14 protein-coding genes are annotated in these 17,405 nt (G+C 65.5%); 3 read left to right on the top strand and 11 right to left on the bottom strand.

Translation table 11 applies throughout. The features are described 5' to 3' along the window. Positions 1-8: 8 nt before the first annotated feature. The 4 genes from BKK79_RS22640 to BKK79_RS22625 form a co-directional block, all read right to left on the bottom strand. Positions 9-995 carry a cyclase family protein gene (locus tag BKK79_RS22640; RefSeq protein ID WP_071038853.1) on the bottom strand — a complete coding sequence of 329 codons (987 nt, stop codon included), beginning with the start codon at positions 993-995 and terminating at the stop codon, positions 9-11. Beyond that, a complete protein-coding gene (locus tag BKK79_RS22635; protein ID WP_071038852.1) occupies positions 992-2,224 on the bottom strand; it encodes a CaiB/BaiF CoA transferase family protein in 1,233 nt (410 codons plus the stop codon). Before BKK79_RS22635 ends, BKK79_RS22640 begins: the two co-directional genes overlap by 4 nt. A gap of 62 nt (positions 2,225-2,286) precedes the next feature. Next, complete coding sequence (locus tag BKK79_RS22630; protein WP_231908208.1) at positions 2,287-3,144, bottom strand: HpcH/HpaI aldolase/citrate lyase family protein; 858 nt, start codon at positions 3,142-3,144, stop codon at positions 2,287-2,289. A 4-nt stretch (positions 3,145-3,148) separates the two neighbouring features. Next, positions 3,149-4,141, bottom strand: a complete 993-nt coding sequence (locus BKK79_RS22625) for a tripartite tricarboxylate transporter substrate binding protein (RefSeq protein WP_198173390.1) — start codon at positions 4,139-4,141, stop codon at positions 3,149-3,151. A gap of 116 nt (positions 4,142-4,257) precedes the next feature. Here BKK79_RS22625 and BKK79_RS22620 point away from each other — a divergent pair, with 116 nt between their 5' ends. After that, the gene (locus tag BKK79_RS22620) at positions 4,258-5,133 is read left to right on the top strand and encodes a LysR family transcriptional regulator (protein WP_071038851.1); all 876 of its coding nucleotides are present in this window, start codon (positions 4,258-4,260) and stop codon (positions 5,131-5,133) included. Between the two features lie 374 nt (positions 5,134-5,507). Continuing rightward, entirely contained in the window at positions 5,508-7,019 is a 1,512-nt protein-coding gene (locus tag BKK79_RS22615) for an MmgE/PrpD family protein (protein ID WP_157128504.1), read from the top strand. 49 nt (positions 7,020-7,068) lie between these two features. Here BKK79_RS22615 and BKK79_RS22610 read toward each other — a convergent pair whose 3' ends face one another. Further along, positions 7,069-7,506, bottom strand: coding sequence for a hypothetical protein (locus BKK79_RS22610; RefSeq protein ID WP_071038850.1), 438 nt, complete (start codon positions 7,504-7,506; stop codon positions 7,069-7,071). A 585-nt stretch (positions 7,507-8,091) separates the two neighbouring features. Beyond that, entirely contained in the window at positions 8,092-9,285 is a 1,194-nt protein-coding gene (locus BKK79_RS22605; RefSeq protein WP_071038849.1) for a serine hydrolase domain-containing protein, read from the bottom strand. A gap of 323 nt (positions 9,286-9,608) precedes the next feature. Between BKK79_RS22605 and BKK79_RS22600 the strand changes: the two genes are divergently transcribed. Then, positions 9,609-10,535, top strand: a complete 927-nt coding sequence (locus tag BKK79_RS22600) for a LysR family transcriptional regulator (protein WP_071038848.1) — start codon at positions 9,609-9,611, stop codon at positions 10,533-10,535. Between the two features lie 88 nt (positions 10,536-10,623). On the opposite strand, the gene BKK79_RS22595 is transcribed toward BKK79_RS22600, so the two are convergent. From BKK79_RS22595 to BKK79_RS22575, 5 genes are all read right to left on the bottom strand, one after another. Next, on the bottom strand, positions 10,624-11,643 hold the full coding sequence (locus tag BKK79_RS22595; RefSeq protein WP_083384412.1) for a Bug family tripartite tricarboxylate transporter substrate binding protein: 1,020 nt from the start codon (positions 11,641-11,643) through the stop codon (positions 10,624-10,626). Positions 11,644-11,741: 98 nt separating this feature from the next. After that, entirely contained in the window at positions 11,742-13,220 is a 1,479-nt protein-coding gene (locus tag BKK79_RS22590) for an FAD-dependent oxidoreductase (RefSeq protein WP_071038847.1), read from the bottom strand. 22 nt (positions 13,221-13,242) lie between these two features. Then, on the bottom strand, positions 13,243-14,724 hold the full coding sequence (locus BKK79_RS22585; protein WP_071018500.1) for an aldehyde dehydrogenase: 1,482 nt from the start codon (positions 14,722-14,724) through the stop codon (positions 13,243-13,245). A gap of 525 nt (positions 14,725-15,249) precedes the next feature. After that, complete coding sequence (locus BKK79_RS22580; protein WP_071038846.1) at positions 15,250-16,155, bottom strand: LysR substrate-binding domain-containing protein; 906 nt, start codon at positions 16,153-16,155, stop codon at positions 15,250-15,252. Positions 16,156-16,369: 214 nt separating this feature from the next. Next, complete coding sequence (locus tag BKK79_RS22575) at positions 16,370-17,341, bottom strand: LysR family transcriptional regulator (RefSeq protein WP_071040302.1); 972 nt, start codon at positions 17,339-17,341, stop codon at positions 16,370-16,372. Between the last annotated feature and the right edge of the window lie 64 nt (positions 17,342-17,405).

Here is a 17,405-nt window from a genome sequence, read left to right as displayed (position 1 = left end):
GCCGGCTGTCACACGGTGGCGACCGGCGTAGCGGGCGACCCGGCGGCCCCCGGCAGCCGCAGCGGCGGGGCCGTCAGCAGAAAGCGATAACGTTGGTGGGCGTGCAACCATCGGGCGAGCGGGGTGAGGTGCCACAACTCGCCGAGATGCACGCCTCGCTTGAACAAGCAGTGTTCGTGGAGCGGCAGCAGTGGCCCGGAATAGCCAGCCTCCGGCGCGGCGGGCCGCGCTTCGACCGCGACGTTGTCGGCAGCAAGCACAGCGATGCGTGTTGCGGAAATCCATTCGTGCAATTGCCGATCGGAGCCGTCCAGCACAGGGCAGGCCTGCGCGAGATCCTCGGCTGTCCGCGGCACCCCATCCAGCAGCAGTTGCGCGAAACCGGTGTGCAAACAAACCATGTCGCCCGGCTCCACCACGATGCCGTCGATGTCGAGGAGGCGGGCGAGCTTCTCGTAGCCCACCTGCACGCGCGTCGTGCCGAAGTGCCGGTGCAGGTCGATCATCACCCCGCGGCCCTGCACACCCGTCGCAGCCATGTGCTCGATCCCGAGGGCGGATAAGCCAATGTCGGCTGGCGGCCAGCCGTTGTAGTAGCGGATCTCTGGCTCGCCGTCACCGTCCGCATCGAACAAGGCACCGACGTGCGCCAGGGCGTCCCACTGTGTTGAAAACTGCGTGTAGAGCGTAACCCTGTCGTCGCATACCACGTCGGTCAGACCGGCATGCAGGTCGCGGGCGCACTGGTTGTAGCGCGGACGACCGTCGCGGAGCGCCGCGGCGAGACTCGGCGGATGCCGGCTCGCATTGAGCCGTGGACCCTTGTCCAGTGGCAGCGACAGGCAGAAGGCGATGCCATCCGTCGCTTCCTCCAGGGCGCGCCGTCTTCGTTCCGGGGTAATCTCATTCAACTGGCCTAGCCGGTCGTCGGGGCCATAGTCGCCCCAATTGGAGTGATCGGGCCGGAAGCGCCAACGGGTCTGGGTGGTATTCATGCTGACGCCTGGGCAGGTTGATGCATGCTGGTCGTTCCTTGCCGCTCCAGGGCTTCGATCTCCGCTGGCTCGAAGCCAAATGAGGCGAGCACGGTTCGCGTGTGCTGGCCCAACGTCGGCGAGGCAAAGGGGGCGGGGCAGGGCGTGGCGCCAAACTCGATCGGGTTCTTGAAGCCCAGGAACGAGCCCACCGTCGGGTGCTCGTAGCGATGCACCAGGTCCTGGGCCAGAACCTGCGGATGGCTGAACATTGCGCTGACCGATCGGGCGGCTGCGCACGGCACCTCGCTGCCAAAGACGGCTTCCCACTCCAGGGCGCTGCGTGCCAGCAGGGCCTCGCGGATGGCCGGCACGATTTCGCCGGCGCGCTCCGCACGCTTGCGGATACTGTCGTAGCGATCGTCGTCGCTCAAGGCTGGCAGCCCCAGCAGGCGGCACAGTGACTTCCAGAAATGCGGCGTATTGGCCGAAATGTAGAGCCAGCCATCGCGGGTCGGATGCAAGCCTGTCACGCCCCCCGAACCAAACTCTCTGCCGGCGTCGAGCGGCTCGCTGTCAGCCCACACGAAACGCCCGGCCTGCATCGCCAGCGCACTACGCATCAGCGAAGCACCGACGTACTGGCCGCAGCCAGTGTGTTCGCGGGCATAGAGTGCCGATACGATGCCGAATGCAGCCATGCAAGCGGTGTAGTAGTCGACGATCGACCCCATCAGCAGTTGCGGTGGCTCGTTCCGTACTGCGCCCTGCGCTTCAGACAAGCCCGTCATGGTCTGCAGCACCTGGTCGTAGCCCGCATGGTCTTTCAGCGGCCCGGACTCGCCGTAGCCCGTCACGGCGCAGTAGACCAGGCGGGGATGGTCAGTGCTCAGGCACGCATATGAGATGCCCAGCCTGGCCGGCACGCCGGGGCGGAAGTTGTGTACCAGCACGTCAGACTGCCGGATCAGGCGCTTCAGCGCCGCCAGCCCATCGGGGTGCTTCAGGTCGAGTACGATGCCTTCCTTGCTGCGGTTGTTTCCAACGAAGCCACGTGCCTCCGGCTTGAGTGTCGAAGGGTAGTGACGCACATTGTCTCCTCCCGGCGGTTCGATCTTGATGACCCGCGCGCCGAGGTCGGCCAGCAGAGTACAGCCGTAAGGGCCTGCCAGATAGGCGCTGAGATCGAGCACGGTGATGCCCGCGAGCGGGCCGCCACGGCCCGTCGTGTACTGGGATGGACATGACATGATGGGGTTCCGGATAGGGCGATAAGGCGATAAGGCGATAAGGCGATAAGGCGATAAGGCGCTCAGACTGGCGCTCTCGCGAGCAGGCGTTGGGCCAGCCGCAACAGCGGCTCGTCCACCATCTGTCCATCGACAAGAAAGGCGCCTTGGCCGGGGTCGTCAACATGACCTGCGGCCTCGACGATCTTGCGGGCCCAGGCCATCTCGTCACCGCCCGGCGTGAACGCCGCGTTGACGGTGGCAACCTGGCGCGGATGGATGCAAGATTTGCCTGTAAAGCCGAAGGCCCGCGCGTTGCGCGCCTCGCGCTCAAGGCCGGCCGTGTCGCGTACGTCAGCGAAGGCACCGTCATAGCAGGGAATGCCTGCCTGCGCGGCCGCAACCGAGACCGTCATGCGGACATGGTCACGGGCAGCCGCGTTGTTGCGGTCGATGCCGCACGCCAGGAACAGGTCGCCGAAGCCCACCTGCAGGCCCGCGACGCGCGGATGCGCGCTGGCAAGCTGAGCGGCCCGGGCCAGCGCAGCAGGCGTTTCGATGTTGATCAGCAGGCCGATGGGCGAAAGGATGCCGCGCTGGTGCTCCAGAACATCCAGCGCGGCCGCTGCCATGAGGATCGCGTCGGGCTGCTCGACTTTCGGCAGATTGATCTGCACGACAGACGGCAGGGCCACCGCCTCCAGGTTCTGCCGCCAGTGGTCGCCGCCCACGGCATTGATCCGCACGATCAGCGGCGGGCTCACCGAGCGCCTGACGGATTGCAGGTACAGGCTGGCGGCTCGCTGCGCGTCGTCCTTGCCGGCTTTGGTCACGGCGTCCTCCAGGTCGATGCAGACGGCGTCCGCACCGCTGGCCAGTGCCTTGCCGGCCAGATCAAGCCGGGTGGCAGGCAGGAACAGCTTGCTGCGCATATATTCCATGTTTTCACTCCGCCCGGATGTCGGCTTTCTGGGCGAGCTGGCGGAACCGCTGCAGCTCGGTGGCAAGGATCCGGCTGAACTCCGCGGAACCCATTGGTGCCAGGCTCGCGCCTTCGGCTTCGAAGGCGGCACGCAGGTCGGGGTCCTTCAGTGCCCGCGCGACCTCAGTGCCGAGCAGGTCGATCAGAGCCTGCGGCGTGCCTGCCGGCGCGAGCACGCCAGACCAGGCGTCGAAGGTGAATCCCGGCGCGCCGGCCGACGCCGCGATCGGCAATCCCGGCAGTTGCGGCGCTGCGCTTTCCCCCGTCACTGCCAGTGCGCGTACGCGCCCGCTCTTCACCTGCGCCATGGTGGAAGGGACGCTGCCCAGCACGATGTCGACATGGCCGCCGGCCAGGTCTTGCATGGCAGGTGTCATGCCACGATAGGGCACATGCGTCAGCCTGATGCCGGCGCTCTCGGCAAAGGCTTCCGTGGCGAAGTGGTTGATGCTGCCGATACCCGAGCTGCCATAACTGAGCTTGCCAGGATGGGTCCTGGCTTGCGCAATCAGATCCTGAAGCGTTTTTGCCAATACGTGTTTGCCGACCGTGATCACGAACTGAGCACGGCTGACACGCGCCACCGGCACGAAATCCTTCAGTGGATCGTACACAGGGCGCGCCCGGAGCACCGATGCCGTCAGGAAGGACGAGGATGCATAGAGCAGCGTGTATCCGTCCGGCGCGGCCCTGGCGACATGCTCGGCGCCCAGCGTACCGCTGGCGCCAGACCGGTTGTCCACCACGACCGGCTGACCCAACGCATCGCTCAGCTTCCTGGCCAGCAGCCGGGCGGCATTGTCATTGGAACCCCCTGCGGGATAGGGCACCACCAGGGTCAGCGGCCGGGACGGAAATTTGCCAGCGGCAGGCTGGGCGCCGCCCGCACCGGTACTCATCACCATGGCCGCGCAGAGCGCCGCGGCCCCACGGTGCCAGCGCAAATGGGGTGTCAATGCTGTCTCCTTCGATTCTGTTCTTGTGTCGCCCTTGTCATGGGCTGCATCAGATCTTAAGCTTCGTGAGCCTAAAGGAAGCTGATTTTTCATTGATCACAAAGTGAGAAAACCTTATGAAGCTCGACATGTTGAATACGCTGACGGCGGTGGTCGAGAGCGGCAGCTTCGTGGCGGCCGCCGAGAGGATTAGCCTCACGCCGAGCGCGGTCAGCTTGCAGATCAAGCAAGTGGAGCAATACTTCGGACATCCTTTGTTCGACCGCTCCGGCGCCTCCGTCACGCCTACGCCGTTCGGGCTCGAGACGGCGGCCGTGGTGAAGGAAGCCATGGCGGCGATCGAGGCGATGCGTTCGCGACGCAGCCCAGGTATCGAGGGAATCCTGCGGCTGGGCCTGATTCCAAGTGCGCTGGTCAGCGCCGGGCCTGTCGCCTTGCAGAAGCTGCGCCAGCAGTATCCCGGCCTGGAGATCCGGCTCACATCCGCGCCCTCGGCCACACTGCTGGACGATCTGAGAGGCGGCCGCATCGACGCTGCGCTCCTCGTGCGGCCGCTGTCGGGCGGATCGTCACGACTGCATTGGCGCGATCTCGCGCGCGAGGTCTTCGCGCTGCTTGCACCGCATGGCTCCACTGCCCGCTCGCCTGCCGAAGCGCTGGCCATGCACGGATGGATACGCTATCACCGCGGCATCACCGGCGGCAGAATTGCCGCCGACTTCGTGCGCCAGATCGCGCCCAATGCCAAAGCCGTTGCAGAGATCGAGTCCACGGACGCGATCGTTGCCATGGTTGCCGGAGGCATGGGCGCCACCGTGATACCACGGCCGCGGCAGCAGTTGCGGGCCGCCTATCCGCTGCGGGAGATGAACCTGGGAAAGGAGGCGCCCTGGCGGCAACTGGCTTTCTGTCGGATCGAGAGCGGGCACGGCGCCCGTGCTTTCGATGCCGTGGTACGGGCGTTTGAGGATGCCTATGCGCGGGTGAGATAAGGAGCCTGACGTCAGCGGCGCCTTGGCCTGCCCGGCAGGTGTCTCCAGCAGGAGGGAGTCGCCGTTCACCGGCGCGCGGGACGGGTCCGGCGGATAGATGTGAGGCTAGGCACGTGAAGATCTCCTTTCTCTTGGTGTATGCATTTTTGCGTATTGCATGGTGTTTTATGCATCGTTGTCTTGAAAAATCAGTCGAATGCATACATGATGTTCGTATTGCGATCCGGTGGGCTCTTCCATGACGGCTGCGGGCGAGCCGGTCGCCTCATCGCAAACGTGATGGGCGTCTCCCGCAGCGACAACCATCGCCGCAGTCGCAGCGCGACCGGCCGATTCACACACAAGAACCAACTCGGAAGACAAGGAGACAGGCAGTGAGACAGGCAACGAGTCACACGTCGGATCGCAGGCGCGGGTTTCTCCTCAGGGCCTTGCCGGCTGCAGCGGCCATCGGCCTCATGGGGGCTGGCGGGCTGGCACGGGGGGCACCGGTTGCGCCGCGTTCCGATGCAGCGCCGCTGGCGCAACGGCTGGCCGAGTACGTGCACGCGCTCGGCGAAGCCGATATCGACGCGGCGACGCTGGAGGCGCTGAAGCTGCGCCTGGTCGACACCTTCGGCTGCGCGCTGGCCGCGCTGGACGAGCCGGTCATTGCCAGGTGCTTCGGCCTGGCCGACGCGAGCGGCCCGGCCGAAGCGGCGCTGATCGGAACGCGCCGCCGGAGCTCGGCGGAACTGGCCGCCTTCGCGAACGGCGCGGCAATCCGGTACTACGACCTCAATGATGGCTACCTGTCCAAGGAGGCGGGCCATCCGAGCGATCACCTCTCGGTGTGCCTGGCCGTGGCCCAGTCTGAAGGCCGCTCGATCACCGACTTCATTGTGTCGGCGATCGCGGCCTACGAGATTGAGTGCCGGCTGTTCGATGCGGCATCGCTCAGCGCGCGCGGCTGGGACAACCCCAGCTATGGTGTGGTGACGGCTGCGTTGACTGCTGGCAAGCTGATGCGGTTACCGGTAGAACAGCTGACACAAGCCGTGAACATCGCGCTGGTGGACCATGTCGCCATGAATCAGACCCGGGTCCAGGTGCTCTCGAACTGGAAGGGGCTCGCCGATGCATCGGCGTCGCGCAGCGGTGTCTTCGCCGCCCGCCTGGCGAGGGAGGGAATCACCGGTCCCAGCCCCATCTTCGAGGGAACGATGGGGTTCAACCGCCTGGTGGCCGGCGCCGGTCTTGAACTGGACACGGCGGGCTTCGGCACCCGGGGCACGGGCTTCCGCATTCATGACGTGCTGGTCAAGCCCTATCCAGCGCAAGGCCACACCATCACCGCCGTAGAGTCCGCGATCCGGCTGTCGAAGAGGATTCCGGATCGCAACCAGATCGAGCGGGTGCTGGTCGCCACAACGCAGTTCGGATACCGATTCACCGGCAGTGAGCGGGAAATGTGGGCCCCGGCGACAAAAGAGTCGGCCGACCACAGCATGCCCTACGTGGTGGCGCGCGCGCTGCTCGATGGAACGATCACCAACGCCAGCTACGCCGAAGCCAATCTGGCGGCCCCGGACGTGCGTGCGCTGATGGCGAAGATCAAGGTGGTCGAGGACCCTGTGCTGACGGCAATGACGCCGCGCCAGATTCCAAACCGGGTGTCGGTCACGCTGAAGTCCGGTGAGACGCTGACCGAGCAGGCGGAGGACCTGTGGGGCTCTTCCCGGTTCCCGCTGACGCGCGCGGGCATCGAGGCGAAGTTCTGGCGCACGGTGGGGTCGGCGATCAGCAGGCCTCACGGTGAGCAGCTCCTCAGCGCCATCTGGTCGCTGGAGAAGGCCACCAGCGTCGACGAGTTGTTTGAGGCCGCCGCCCAGGCGCGGCAGGGCTAAGGTCTGGACTGTGCCGTGAGTGTGCCAGGAAGTCGACTTCAGCAGTCCGTCAGGCGCGTGCATACAAGTAAAAACCAACACTCATCGCGCCCAGGATGCCGATAAGAACAACAGCGCCCACCTTGTGTTGAAGTCTATCAAGACGGGCAAAGACTTCCCAGTTGTTGGCCGAAGCGGCAGCGTAGCGTTTGAAGACCAAGCCAACGCAAAATACATTCGCTGCCATGGCGACAAGGCCTGAGGCCACTTTGGTGAGCAATAGCGAGCTCGATGCCGCGCTCGGGAGCATGATCCAGCCTGTGACGAGCACAACTATGAACGCCGGGATTTCGACGATGATATCGACGCGCTTGTGAAGGGCTGACAAGAGCAACTCATGCTCCCGGCTTTTGCCCAAAAGTGCCCGCTCAAATAGTGCTTCTGTGAGAACGCAACCAAGCCACACGCCCATGGCTGCGAGATGGATAGGGAGCAAGATCGTTTTCATGAGTTAGGGAAAGACTGATTTAATCAGCACGGCAGTCATCTGGAGCACGCGTTTGGCGACGCGGGTGGTTCAGCCTGTCTGGCCTGGCGAATCTGGCGCTCACCAGGAAGCTGTTGTCGGCCTCACAGGGGAGCAATCCGTCCTGAGCGCGCACAGCGCGCCAGGAAAGGTGCGAAACGAGAGAAAAATGGCTTGAATCGTCCCTCTCTGCCGCGTTGCGAAAACCGAAATCCTTGGCAAATCCTTGGCTTGTGCAACATCAAGCGCAAGCCTCATGGATCAGCGATTCCTAAGGTTCTTTTCCCTGAAAATCTCTGCCATTCTTGTATTGGATGGCACCGTTTTTCCGGAACTTTAGCGAAGATCGCTTGGCATCTCGCCCTCCTCAAGCAGGGATCATTCAGATGCCGGCGATTCGTTGCGCGTCGATCCTCGGCCACCGCTTCCCACTACGCAAAGCAGGCCCAACCTCAGGGTGCAACCCAGCGACTCGTTCGCATGGTCTTCTTCCGGCCTCCCCATTGCACGCCATTGCGGAGGCTGCATTGCCGCCTTCACGCTGGCTCATCCTCCCCGCTCAGCCGATCACCCATAGATGGCGTTGGCGAGCTCATCCGGGAACCGTCCGCCAGGCGACTGGCCTTCCAGGCCGGCATTGGTGAAGGCGACGGCGGTCAGGCCGTTGGTGCGGTCGACGAACCACGAATGCCCGTAGGCGCCGCCCAGTCGCCACGTCCCCGCGGGTTCGGGCGAGTTGGCCGCGGCTGGATCGCGCAGCACCGTGAAGCCGAGGCCGAAGCCGCGGCCCGGCCATGGCAGGAGGTCCATGCCCGGCGCCTGGTCTGTCGCCATGGCCTCGACCTGGGACGCTGACAGCAGCGGCGCGCCGCCCTTGCGCAGGGTTTCGAGGAGGGCGAGCAGATCCTCGGCCGAGCCGATCATGCCCGCGCCGGCCGAGGCAAAGGCATGGCTCTCGAAGGCCCGCCCCAGTGCCATGCGCATGCCTTCCGCCTCCGGGATAAAGGGCAGGCGGACCAGTTCGAGGTCGGTCATGCGGCGGGACGCGCCACCCTCGTTGATATACCCCGCCGCGAGACGGGCGGAGTCGGCCACGGAAAAGCCGGTGTCGGCCAAGCCGAGCGGTGCCGTCACCAGTCCCCGGATCGCCTCGGCAAGCGGCAGGCCGGACGCTTTCTCGATCACGAGCCCGAGCACATCGGTCGCAAGCGAGTAGCTCCACGCGGAGCCGGGCGCGAACAGGAGCGGCACCGTGCCGATACGCCGGACATTTTCTTCCAGCGATACGTCGGCGATGTCCATCCCGTCCGATACGCCGGCGCGATGGTACGGCCCGTCGGCAGGCTCGAAGAAGCCATAGCCCAGGCCCGCGGTATGGGTGAGCAGATGACGGACCGTGATGTCGCACACGCTGCCGTCCGGCGCTGCCGGCCGGAAGTCGGGGAGCCAGGTCGTGACCGGCGCATCGAGACGGATCCGCTCCTGCCCGATCAGTACCATGGCCGCGACCGATGCATAGACCTTCGAGACGGAGGAGAGCCGGAACAGTGTGTGCGGCGCCAGCACACGGCCGGCTTCCCGGTCGGCGAACCCGGCGGCCCGGGAGTAGACCGTCTCCCCGTGCCTGGCGATCAGGACGGTGGCGCCGACGACGCGCTGCTCCGCAATGGCGGTGTCGATGACGGAATCGACGCGCTCGGTGAGGCTGGCAAGCGGCAGGGTCGAGGGGAGCGGCAGACGATGGGCCGAAGCGTGCGGCATGGAAAGCTCCAGAGTATTGAGTGGATGGGGTCAGCGCGATCGGGCGGGGCGGAAAGCTGTTCCGGCGCGCCGCGCAGGCAACCGAAAAGGCCCGCACGAACTGGGAAGCCGGCCGCATCCTTCCACGGCTTTGCCTTCGTTGCCGGGCGTTCCTGTTCCTGTCGAAATCGTCATGGTCTGCCTGTTCAGCGCGCCGCTTGCACGCACAGGGATCGCACGTGAAGCGCAGGCGACTACCTTAGGCTGATGGCGAGCGCAAGACAATAATGCTAATGTTCAGAACATAGCGGACAAAAAGTCTTAAATCTTCGCGGTATGGAGGTATGGAATCACTCAGCGGGATCGCGTTCTTCGTGCAGGCGGCCGAAACGCGCAGCTTTTCAGTGGCCGGGCGCAATCTTGGCGTGTCGTCCTCCGCCGTCGGCAAAAGCGTGGCGCGGCTGGAAGAACGGCTGGGCGTCCGCTTGCTTCACCGCAGCACGCGCAGCATTACGCTGACCGCCGAAGGCACGCTGTTCCTGGAGCGCTGCCGGCGCATCCTGTGCGAGGTCGAGGCCGCCGAGCTGGAGCTGTCCGAGACGCGCCAGGCCCCGCAAGGGCGGCTGCGCATCAGCCTGCCCTTGGTCGGCAGGCTGGTCATGCCGGCGCTGACCGCCTTCATGCATCGTTATCCGGCCATCGAACTGGACGTGGATTTTTCGGATCGGCTGGTGGATGTCATCGAGGAAGGATTCGATGCCGTCGTGCGCACCGGCGAGCCCACGGACTCGCGCCTGATGTCCCGTCCGCTCGGGACCTACCGCCTGCTGCTGGTCGCGTCGCCCGGCTATCTGTCCCGCCACGGTACGCCGCGGGTGCCCGCCGATCTGGCCGGCCATGCCTGCCTGCAGCACAAGTTCCCCAGCACCGGCAAGTTCGAAGCCTGGCCGCTGAAGCGCAGCCACGCGGCGGCGGCGGACGTGGTGCTGCCGGCGACCATGGTCTGCAACACGTCCGAAGCACTGCTCGATGTGGCCAAGGATGGCCTGGGCATCGCTTGCCTGCCTGATTTCATGGTGAGCACGGCGCTCGAACTGGGCGAGTTGACCACCGTGCTGGACAAGCACATAGAACACCAAGGCACCTTCCGCCTGCTCTGGCCCTCCAGCAAGCACCTGGCGCCGAAACTGCGCGTGTTCATCGACTTCATGGCCGAGAGACTCTTCGCGGGCCAGGGCTTCGGCATGCCATCCGACCGCGCCACCCGGTGACTTCGCCCCCGCGCGCCACGCCCCTGACCCGCGCTACGTCGGGCCTGGCGGACCCGCTTGCCGCCTGCCCACGGCCACGGCCACGGCCTCACTCTTCCACACGGATGCGGGCCGCCTTGACCGCCGCGCCCCAGCGCTGGTTCTCGGCCTGGACGAACTCGCCGAACTTCCTCGGATCGATCGTGATCGGCGTATATCCCATGTCGGCCAGGCGCGCGCGGAAGTCGGCCTGGCCGGTGACGCGCGCCACCTGCGCCTGGATGGCGTCGACCACGGCCTGCGGCGTGCCGGGCGGGGCGAGAATGCCGAACCACGTATCGGCATCGACGGCATAGCCGCTTTCCGCGAGGGTGGGGATATCCTTGATCGACGGGAACCGTTCCGGTGATCCCAGCGCGTAGAGACGCAGCTTGGTCTTGTTGGCGACCGCCAGCGGCGTCGGGATGAAGGCGTAGTCGACCTGTCCTCCCATCACGGCCGTCATGACCGGCGCGGCGCCGCCAAAGGGAACCTCGAGCATCGTGCCGATATGCGCTTTCGTCTTCAGGATCTCCATGCCCATCTGCGCCATGCTGCCCGGGCCCCAGTGCCCGTACGAGACAGGGCCGTTCTTCGCCTTGGCGACGATGTCCTGCACGGTCCGGGTTTCCGCGTCGGGCCTGCCGGCGAGGACGAATCCCATCTTTGCCACCGGGGCCACGGGGCGGAAGTTGTTGGGCTGGAACTGCACGACCTTCGGGTGAATGTACGGGGCGACCGATATGAAGTCGGCGGCGGCGAAGAGCAGGGTGTAGCCATCAGGCGGTGCGCGATAGACGAGGTTCGCACCGATCACGCCGTTCGCGCCGGGGCGGTTCTCCACGATGAGCGGCTGGCCGAGGCCGTTCTCGATACCTGCCACCACCAGCCGGGCCAGGACATCCGTGCCTCCGCCGGGGGCGTAAGGAACGATCAGGCGGATGGGCCTGCCCGGGGTCCAGCCACCTTGCGCCCGGGAAGGCTGGATACTGCCGAACGTCATGGCAAGGGCGATAGCGAGGGCGGCCACTTGCGTGCCTGCCCCGACGACGCGCGAGAGGCGCCGCGCCTGGGTTGCGTTGGTCATCATTGTCTCCTGCTACGTTCCGTAGCTTCCTGTTCTTTGGCGGCCGCGTCCTGGGCGGCCGCATCCTGGGCGACCGCATCTCCTGCGGCCGCGGGGGCTTGTCAACGTTCCTGGTGTCTTCCCGCCTGTGCCGCGGCATGCTCGCCGGCCAGCTTGCCGAACACGGCGCCCCGCATCACCGAGGTCGCCCCGGTGTAGACCTGGTAGTACAGGCCGGCAGCTTCGCCGGCCGCATAGAGCCCTGGAATCGCCTTGCCGTCGGTATCCACCACCTGGGCGTGGCGATTGACCTTGATGCCGCCGAAGGTAAAACAGATGCCCGGCATGATCGGGTAGGCGTAGTACGGGGCCGTATCGACCGGCCGTGCCCAGTTGGACTTGGGCGGATGGATGCCGGAAGTGCAGAGATGATCGACTTCGAGCGGACGGAACTCGCCCGGCCGGCATGCGGCATTGAAGGACTGCACCGTCTTCTCCAGACCCTCCGGCGCAATGCCGCATTTCGCGGCCAGTTCCGCGATGCTCTCGCCTCGCAGGGGCGGCTGGTCGGTGCGGATGCCTTTCCTCCAGTTCGGCACGTCGTCGATCCGTCCGTCGAAGATCACGAATGCGATCCCGCCGGGCTGGTCCTTGAAGGCCCGGGAGATATGGTCGTAGTGAACATCGACCGGTCCCGGTGCTTCATCGGTGAAGCGCTGGCCGAGCTTGTTGACGAGGATTCCGTAGGGGAAGTTCATGACCAGCGCCTCGACCTGGGCCGAGCGGGGGTCCAGCGGTTCGGCGTGAAAAGAACTGAAGTCGCCGGCAGGCGCTGCGCCGAGGGCCAGCGCCATGCGGATGCCTTCGCCCTTGTTGTAATAGCCGCCGCGAGCCACGGGACGGATGTAGCGTGCCGCCGGGCCAAGGTATTGCGCCAGCATCTCCGGATTTCCCTCGAAGCCGCCCGATGCGATCACGACATGGCGTCCCTGCAGCGCGAAGGCATTGCCACCGCCGTCCACCAGGCCGAGCCGCAGATTGCCGCTGGCATCCCGGCGTGCCAGACGGCTGGCCGTGGTTTCGTAGAAGAACCGCACGCCAAGATCGGAGGCGTGGGCATGCAACGCTTCGATCATGGCCAGTCCTCCGCCTACCGGCATCAGGCGGGGGGCCGCGGCGGTGACGAAGTAAGTGGGCAGCGCATCGAAGCGGATACCGAAGGACTTGAGCCACTGCACGGTCGGCCCGGCCTGGCTCGAAAGCGTCGACAGCAATTCGGGATCCGGCATGCCGTGAGCCTTGACTTGGGGGGGCCAGTCCTCGTAGGGAGCGGCCATGCTGCGAATGACATCGGGGTCGAGATTGTCGCCCGCGTTCGCGCTGAGCAACTCGTCGAAATCGTCGCTGACCTCGGTATCGCTCTTCATGCGGAAGTAGGCCTCGGTCCAGCGGGTATTGCCACCGGACTCCTCGCGCGTGGCGCGCTCGATGACAGCGACGCTGACGCCACGGCCGGCCGCGGCAACGGCTGCCGAGAGGCCGGAGATGCCGCAGCCGATCACGATCACGTCGAAGCTGTCGGCACTGTGCGCAGTGCTCATGATGTGTCTCCTCGCGGTGGGGTCAGTATTTGCGGATGAACGGGTCCGGCATTTCCAGGTCCGTGGAGATCCACACGCTCTTGGTCTCCATGAACTCCTTCACGGCCTCCATGCCGCCTTCGCGACCGAGTCCGCTGTCCTTGTAGCCGCCGAACGGCGTGGTGAAGCTGGTGGAGCGATAGTTGTTGATCCAGACCGTGCCCGCTTGCAGCCGCTCGGACATGTACATGGTCCGGTGCAGGCTCTTGGTCCATACACCCGCGGCCAGGCCGAAGCGGATGTCGTTGGCGATGCGCAGCGCATCGTCTTCATCCTTGAACTTCAGCACCGACAGCACGGGGCCGAACACCTCCTCCTGCGCGATGCGCATCTCGTTCGAGACATTGGTGAAGATGGTGGGCTCGACGAACTGGCCGGCGCCGAATCCGGGGCCGCTGCGGACATTGCCGCCAAAGGCGCAAGTCGCGCCTTCCTCCTTGGCAATGCGGATATAGTCGACCACCTTGTCGAACTGCGGACGCGTGGCGACCGGTCCCATCTGCACGTCCGGGCGGGATGGGTCGCCCAGCCTGGCCTTGCCGGCGATCGCGATCAGGCGATCGACGAACGCGTCGTGGATGCTCTCCTGCAGCAGCAGCCGGGAACCGGCCATGCAGGTCTGGCCGCCGGCGGAAAAGATGCCCGTGATGACGCCATTCGCCGCGTTGGTCAGGTCGGCGTCGTCGAACACGATATTGGGGGACTTGCCGCCAAGCTCGAGCGTGACCTTCTTGAAATGCGCGGCGGCCGCCATGTTGACGCGCCGGCCACCCTCGTCACCGCCGGTGAAGGCAATCATGGGAACCAGGGGATGTTCCACCAGCGGCTCGCCGACATCCTTGCCGAAGCCGGTCACCACGTTGAACACGCCCGGCGGGAACCCCGCCTGCACAAAGAGCTTGGCCAGTTCCAGCAGCGAAACGGAGGTGTGTTCCGACGGCTTGGCGACGATCGTGTTGCCGGCACACAGGGCGGGCGCCACCTTCCAGGCAGTCAGGAGGAGAGAAGAGTTCCACGGGGTGATGGTGCCGATGACGCCGACCGGCTCCATGCGGGTGTAATTGAAGACCTTCGGCTTGTCCATCGGAATGACGGCGCCCTGGATCTTGTCCGCCATGCCGGCGTAGTAGTAGAAATACTTGGCGACGTAACCCACCTGGCCGCGGACCTCGCTGCGCAGCTTGCCGTTATCGCGTGCTTCGACTTCGGTGAGCAGCTCCAGGTTCTCTTCGATCAGGCCGGCGAGCTTGTAGAGCAGCATGCCTCGCGCGGTGGGCGAAAGCCTGGACCATGGCCCCTTCATGGCGGCGGCCGCGGCCTGGGCCGCACGGTCGACGTCTTCCCGTGTCCCCCGTGGGATCCGTGCCCAAGGCTCGCCGGAGTACGGGTCGAGCGAATCGAACCATTCGCCCTGGACAGGGTCGACCCATTCATTGTTGATCAGGAGTTGGTAATGCGATGGCATGCAAAGTGTCCTCTGTGATTGGCAGGAAGCCCGGTGGATGTGTCGTTTCCTGCGTGTCGATTCTGGTGATCGCGCTTGCCGCTGGCAAACGAAAAGAACTCCAGAGAAGATGAGGTTTTGTCATGAACTTTCCGAGGCAGTCCGCAGGCGGCGGGGAATTGCCCGGGCCGCCGCCTGCGCGGGCACGCTCCGGCTGCCCCGTGCTGCCACGCAGGCGCGCACGGGTGCGAGGCGGTGGTCGGCATCGTGCTCGCGCAAGGTCGGCGCCGGCGCGGCATTCGAGACGCGGGAGCCGGACAGGCCTGTCCGGCGGGGGATAGAGCGGAAGTCTTGAGCGATGCCGCGCGGCAGCAAGGCATCGACCGGTGGGCGGCGTAGACGGTGGGCGGCGTAGATAGTGGAAGCGTCGGCGGACAGACCCGGACTACGCCGGCCAGCACTGCATTGGCGCCGGGGAAAGGAGGGGCCGGCGCAAGCATGGCGTCCGCAGGCGGGGCGCTTGCGGACGACAGGCTCGGCGCTGCGCTATGTCAGCCGGGCACGGAAGCCGGACTCGATGCCGACCACCCAGTCCCGAAACACCCGCACCAGCTCAGAGTCCTTCTTGCGCTCGGGATAGACCAGGCAATAGCGCTTTTCATGCTTGAGCGAAAGATCGAAGGGAACGATCAGGTCGTTGCGCTGGATTTCATCCTGCACATAGACGCGCGGCACCAGCCCGGCGCCCAAGCCGGCACGGGCCGCCTCGATCACCATCCCATACAGCTCGAAATGCATGCCCGGCACCGGCGTGAAGTCGGCCACCCCGGCCGCTTCGAACCAGTGCTTCCAGGCTTCCGGCCGCGTGGCCTTATGCAGCAGCGGCATGCGGGCCAGGTCAGCCGGCGCGGCGAGGAGCAGGGCGTCGAAATAGCGTGGGCTGACGATCGGCACCAACTCTTCGTCGAACAGGTCCACCTTGACCACATTGGTCCAGGAGGGATGATCGAAATTCAGGGCCGCATCGAAGTTCGTCTCGTCAAAACCGAACGGCAACGGCCGCTCGGAGAGATTCAGGATGATGTCGGGGTGGCGCTCGCGGAAGTCTCTCAGGCGCGGCAGCAACCAGCGATTGGCGAAGGTGGGGATCACGGCAAGCTCCAGCACACCCCCCACGCCCTTATGAGACATCAGCGCGGCGGTATGCGCTTCGATGTCGGACAGGTTGCGCGCGATGTTCTTGAGGTAAAGCCGCCCGGCATCGTTCAGGACGACCTGCTTGCGCACGCGCGTGAACAGCTTGACGCCAAGATAGGTCTCCAGCGAAGCGATCTGCCTGCTGACCGCGCTTTCCGTCAGGCAGACTTCGCTCGCGGCACGCGCAAAGCTGCCCTGCCTGGCAGCGGCTTCGAACACCGCGAGCGCAATCGTACTAGGGATTTTGCGTCTCATAGAGCATATGTTTTCTGGCGTGCGCGAATCGCATCGGTCGCAGATTATGGCGCAATGGCGGAAGACGGCGCTTCGAGGAGGCGGAAGCAGGGCAGTCCCCGATATACCCGGGTCACCGGGCGCGGCCGGCGGCCCGAGCCCAGGCGGTTGGTACCGATGGCCGGTCGATGGCGAGCCAGTCACCGGCGCGGGCCGGACTTCTTGGCCTGGCCGTTCAGCCTTGTCGGCGCCGGGGCGTCGATTCCGGCTCCGGCACGGCGGACCCGGCTCCGGCTTTCGTTTCCCACGGTGGCGGCGACATCGCCTGTTGCAGGTATTGCACCAGCGAGCGGATCTTTCTTGAGGTGAAGGGGGTACGCGGATAAACGGCGAAGATGCCGTCGTCGAGCAGTGTCTCGTGCGGCAGGACGTGGATCAGGCGGCCCGCCGCCAGGTCGGCGGCGACGATGAACAAGGGCAGTGCCGCGAGGCCGTGGCCGGCGAGTGCCGCGTCGCGCAGTACTTCGCCATTGTTCGCGGTGAATGTGCCACGCGCAGTGATTGCCCTGCGCGTGGCCTGCGGTGTGGTGTCCTGGAACGCCCAGACCTGGCCGGGCGGCGAGTTGCTGTAGCTGAGGCAGGCGTGCCGGGCAATGTCGCCGATGCTGGCCGGCAGGCCCGCGCGTGCGGCATAGGCGGGGCTGCAGCATACGACGCGCCGGCTCACTGCCAGCCTGCGCGCGATCAGTGCGCTGTCGCCCAGCCGTGTGATGCGGATGGCGACGTCGGCACGCTCATGGCCGATGTCGACTACTCGATCGTCGAGATCCATCACGACGTGCAAGCGCGGGTAGGCGCTGGCAAACTCGGCGATCAATGGCGACAGCCAGAGCGTGCCGAAGCTCATCGGCGCCAGGATCCGCAGTTCGCCGCACAGTTGTTGCGACGTCTCCGAGATGCTCTCCGCGGCGTGGGTCAGCTGCGTCATCGCGGCACGGGCCTGGTCGTAGAAATGCTGGCCACTTTCGGTGGCTTGTACACGGCGCGTGGAGCGCTGCAGCAATGTGACGCCAAGGCTGCGCTCGAGGTCGTTGATGCGTTTGCTGACGACCGACTTCGATAGCGACATGCGGCGTGCGGCACCGCTGACGCTGCCCAGTTCCACCACCAGCAGGTAGGCTTCGATCTCCTCGGTCCTGAGTTGCATATTGGCTTTGCGCATTCGTCGTGACAGGAGATTGAACGGTAGTGCAAAAGAGCGGTGCTTGCGT

This window comes from Cupriavidus sp. USMAA2-4, assembly GCF_001854305.1.
Lineage (GTDB): Bacteria > Pseudomonadota > Gammaproteobacteria > Burkholderiales > Burkholderiaceae > Cupriavidus > Cupriavidus malaysiensis.
This window is presented reverse-complemented; position numbering and strand designations above follow the sequence as displayed.

What these genes read in the sequence shown, in the direction of transcription:
- BKK79_RS22600 (WP_071038848.1), top strand. Translation starts at nt 9,609, where the DNA reads ATGGAATCACTCAGCGGGATCGCGTTCTTCGTGCAGGCGGCCGAAACG.
- BKK79_RS22640 (WP_071038853.1), bottom strand. Translation starts at nt 995, where the DNA reads ATGAATACCACCCAGACCCGTTGGCGCTTCCGGCCCGATCACTCCAAT.
- BKK79_RS22620 (WP_071038851.1), top strand. Translation starts at nt 4,258, where the DNA reads ATGAAGCTCGACATGTTGAATACGCTGACGGCGGTGGTCGAGAGCGGC.
- BKK79_RS22605 (WP_071038849.1), bottom strand. Translation starts at nt 9,285, where the DNA reads ATGCCGCACGCTTCGGCCCATCGTCTGCCGCTCCCCTCGACCCTGCCG.
- BKK79_RS22635 (WP_071038852.1), bottom strand. Translation starts at nt 2,224, where the DNA reads ATGTCATGTCCATCCCAGTACACGACGGGCCGTGGCGGCCCGCTCGCG.
- BKK79_RS22590 (WP_071038847.1), bottom strand. Translation starts at nt 13,220, where the DNA reads ATGAGCACTGCGCACAGTGCCGACAGCTTCGACGTGATCGTGATCGGC.
- BKK79_RS22610 (WP_071038850.1), bottom strand. Translation starts at nt 7,506, where the DNA reads ATGAAAACGATCTTGCTCCCTATCCATCTCGCAGCCATGGGCGTGTGG.
- BKK79_RS22585 (WP_071018500.1), bottom strand. Translation starts at nt 14,724, where the DNA reads ATGCCATCGCATTACCAACTCCTGATCAACAATGAATGGGTCGACCCT.
- BKK79_RS22595 (WP_083384412.1), bottom strand. Translation starts at nt 11,643, where the DNA reads ATGATGACCAACGCAACCCAGGCGCGGCGCCTCTCGCGCGTCGTCGGG.
- BKK79_RS22580 (WP_071038846.1), bottom strand. Translation starts at nt 16,155, where the DNA reads ATGAGACGCAAAATCCCTAGTACGATTGCGCTCGCGGTGTTCGAAGCC.
- BKK79_RS22575 (WP_071040302.1), bottom strand. Translation starts at nt 17,341, where the DNA reads ATGCAACTCAGGACCGAGGAGATCGAAGCCTACCTGCTGGTGGTGGAA.
- BKK79_RS22630 (WP_231908208.1), bottom strand. Translation starts at nt 3,144, where the DNA reads ATGGAATATATGCGCAGCAAGCTGTTCCTGCCTGCCACCCGGCTTGAT.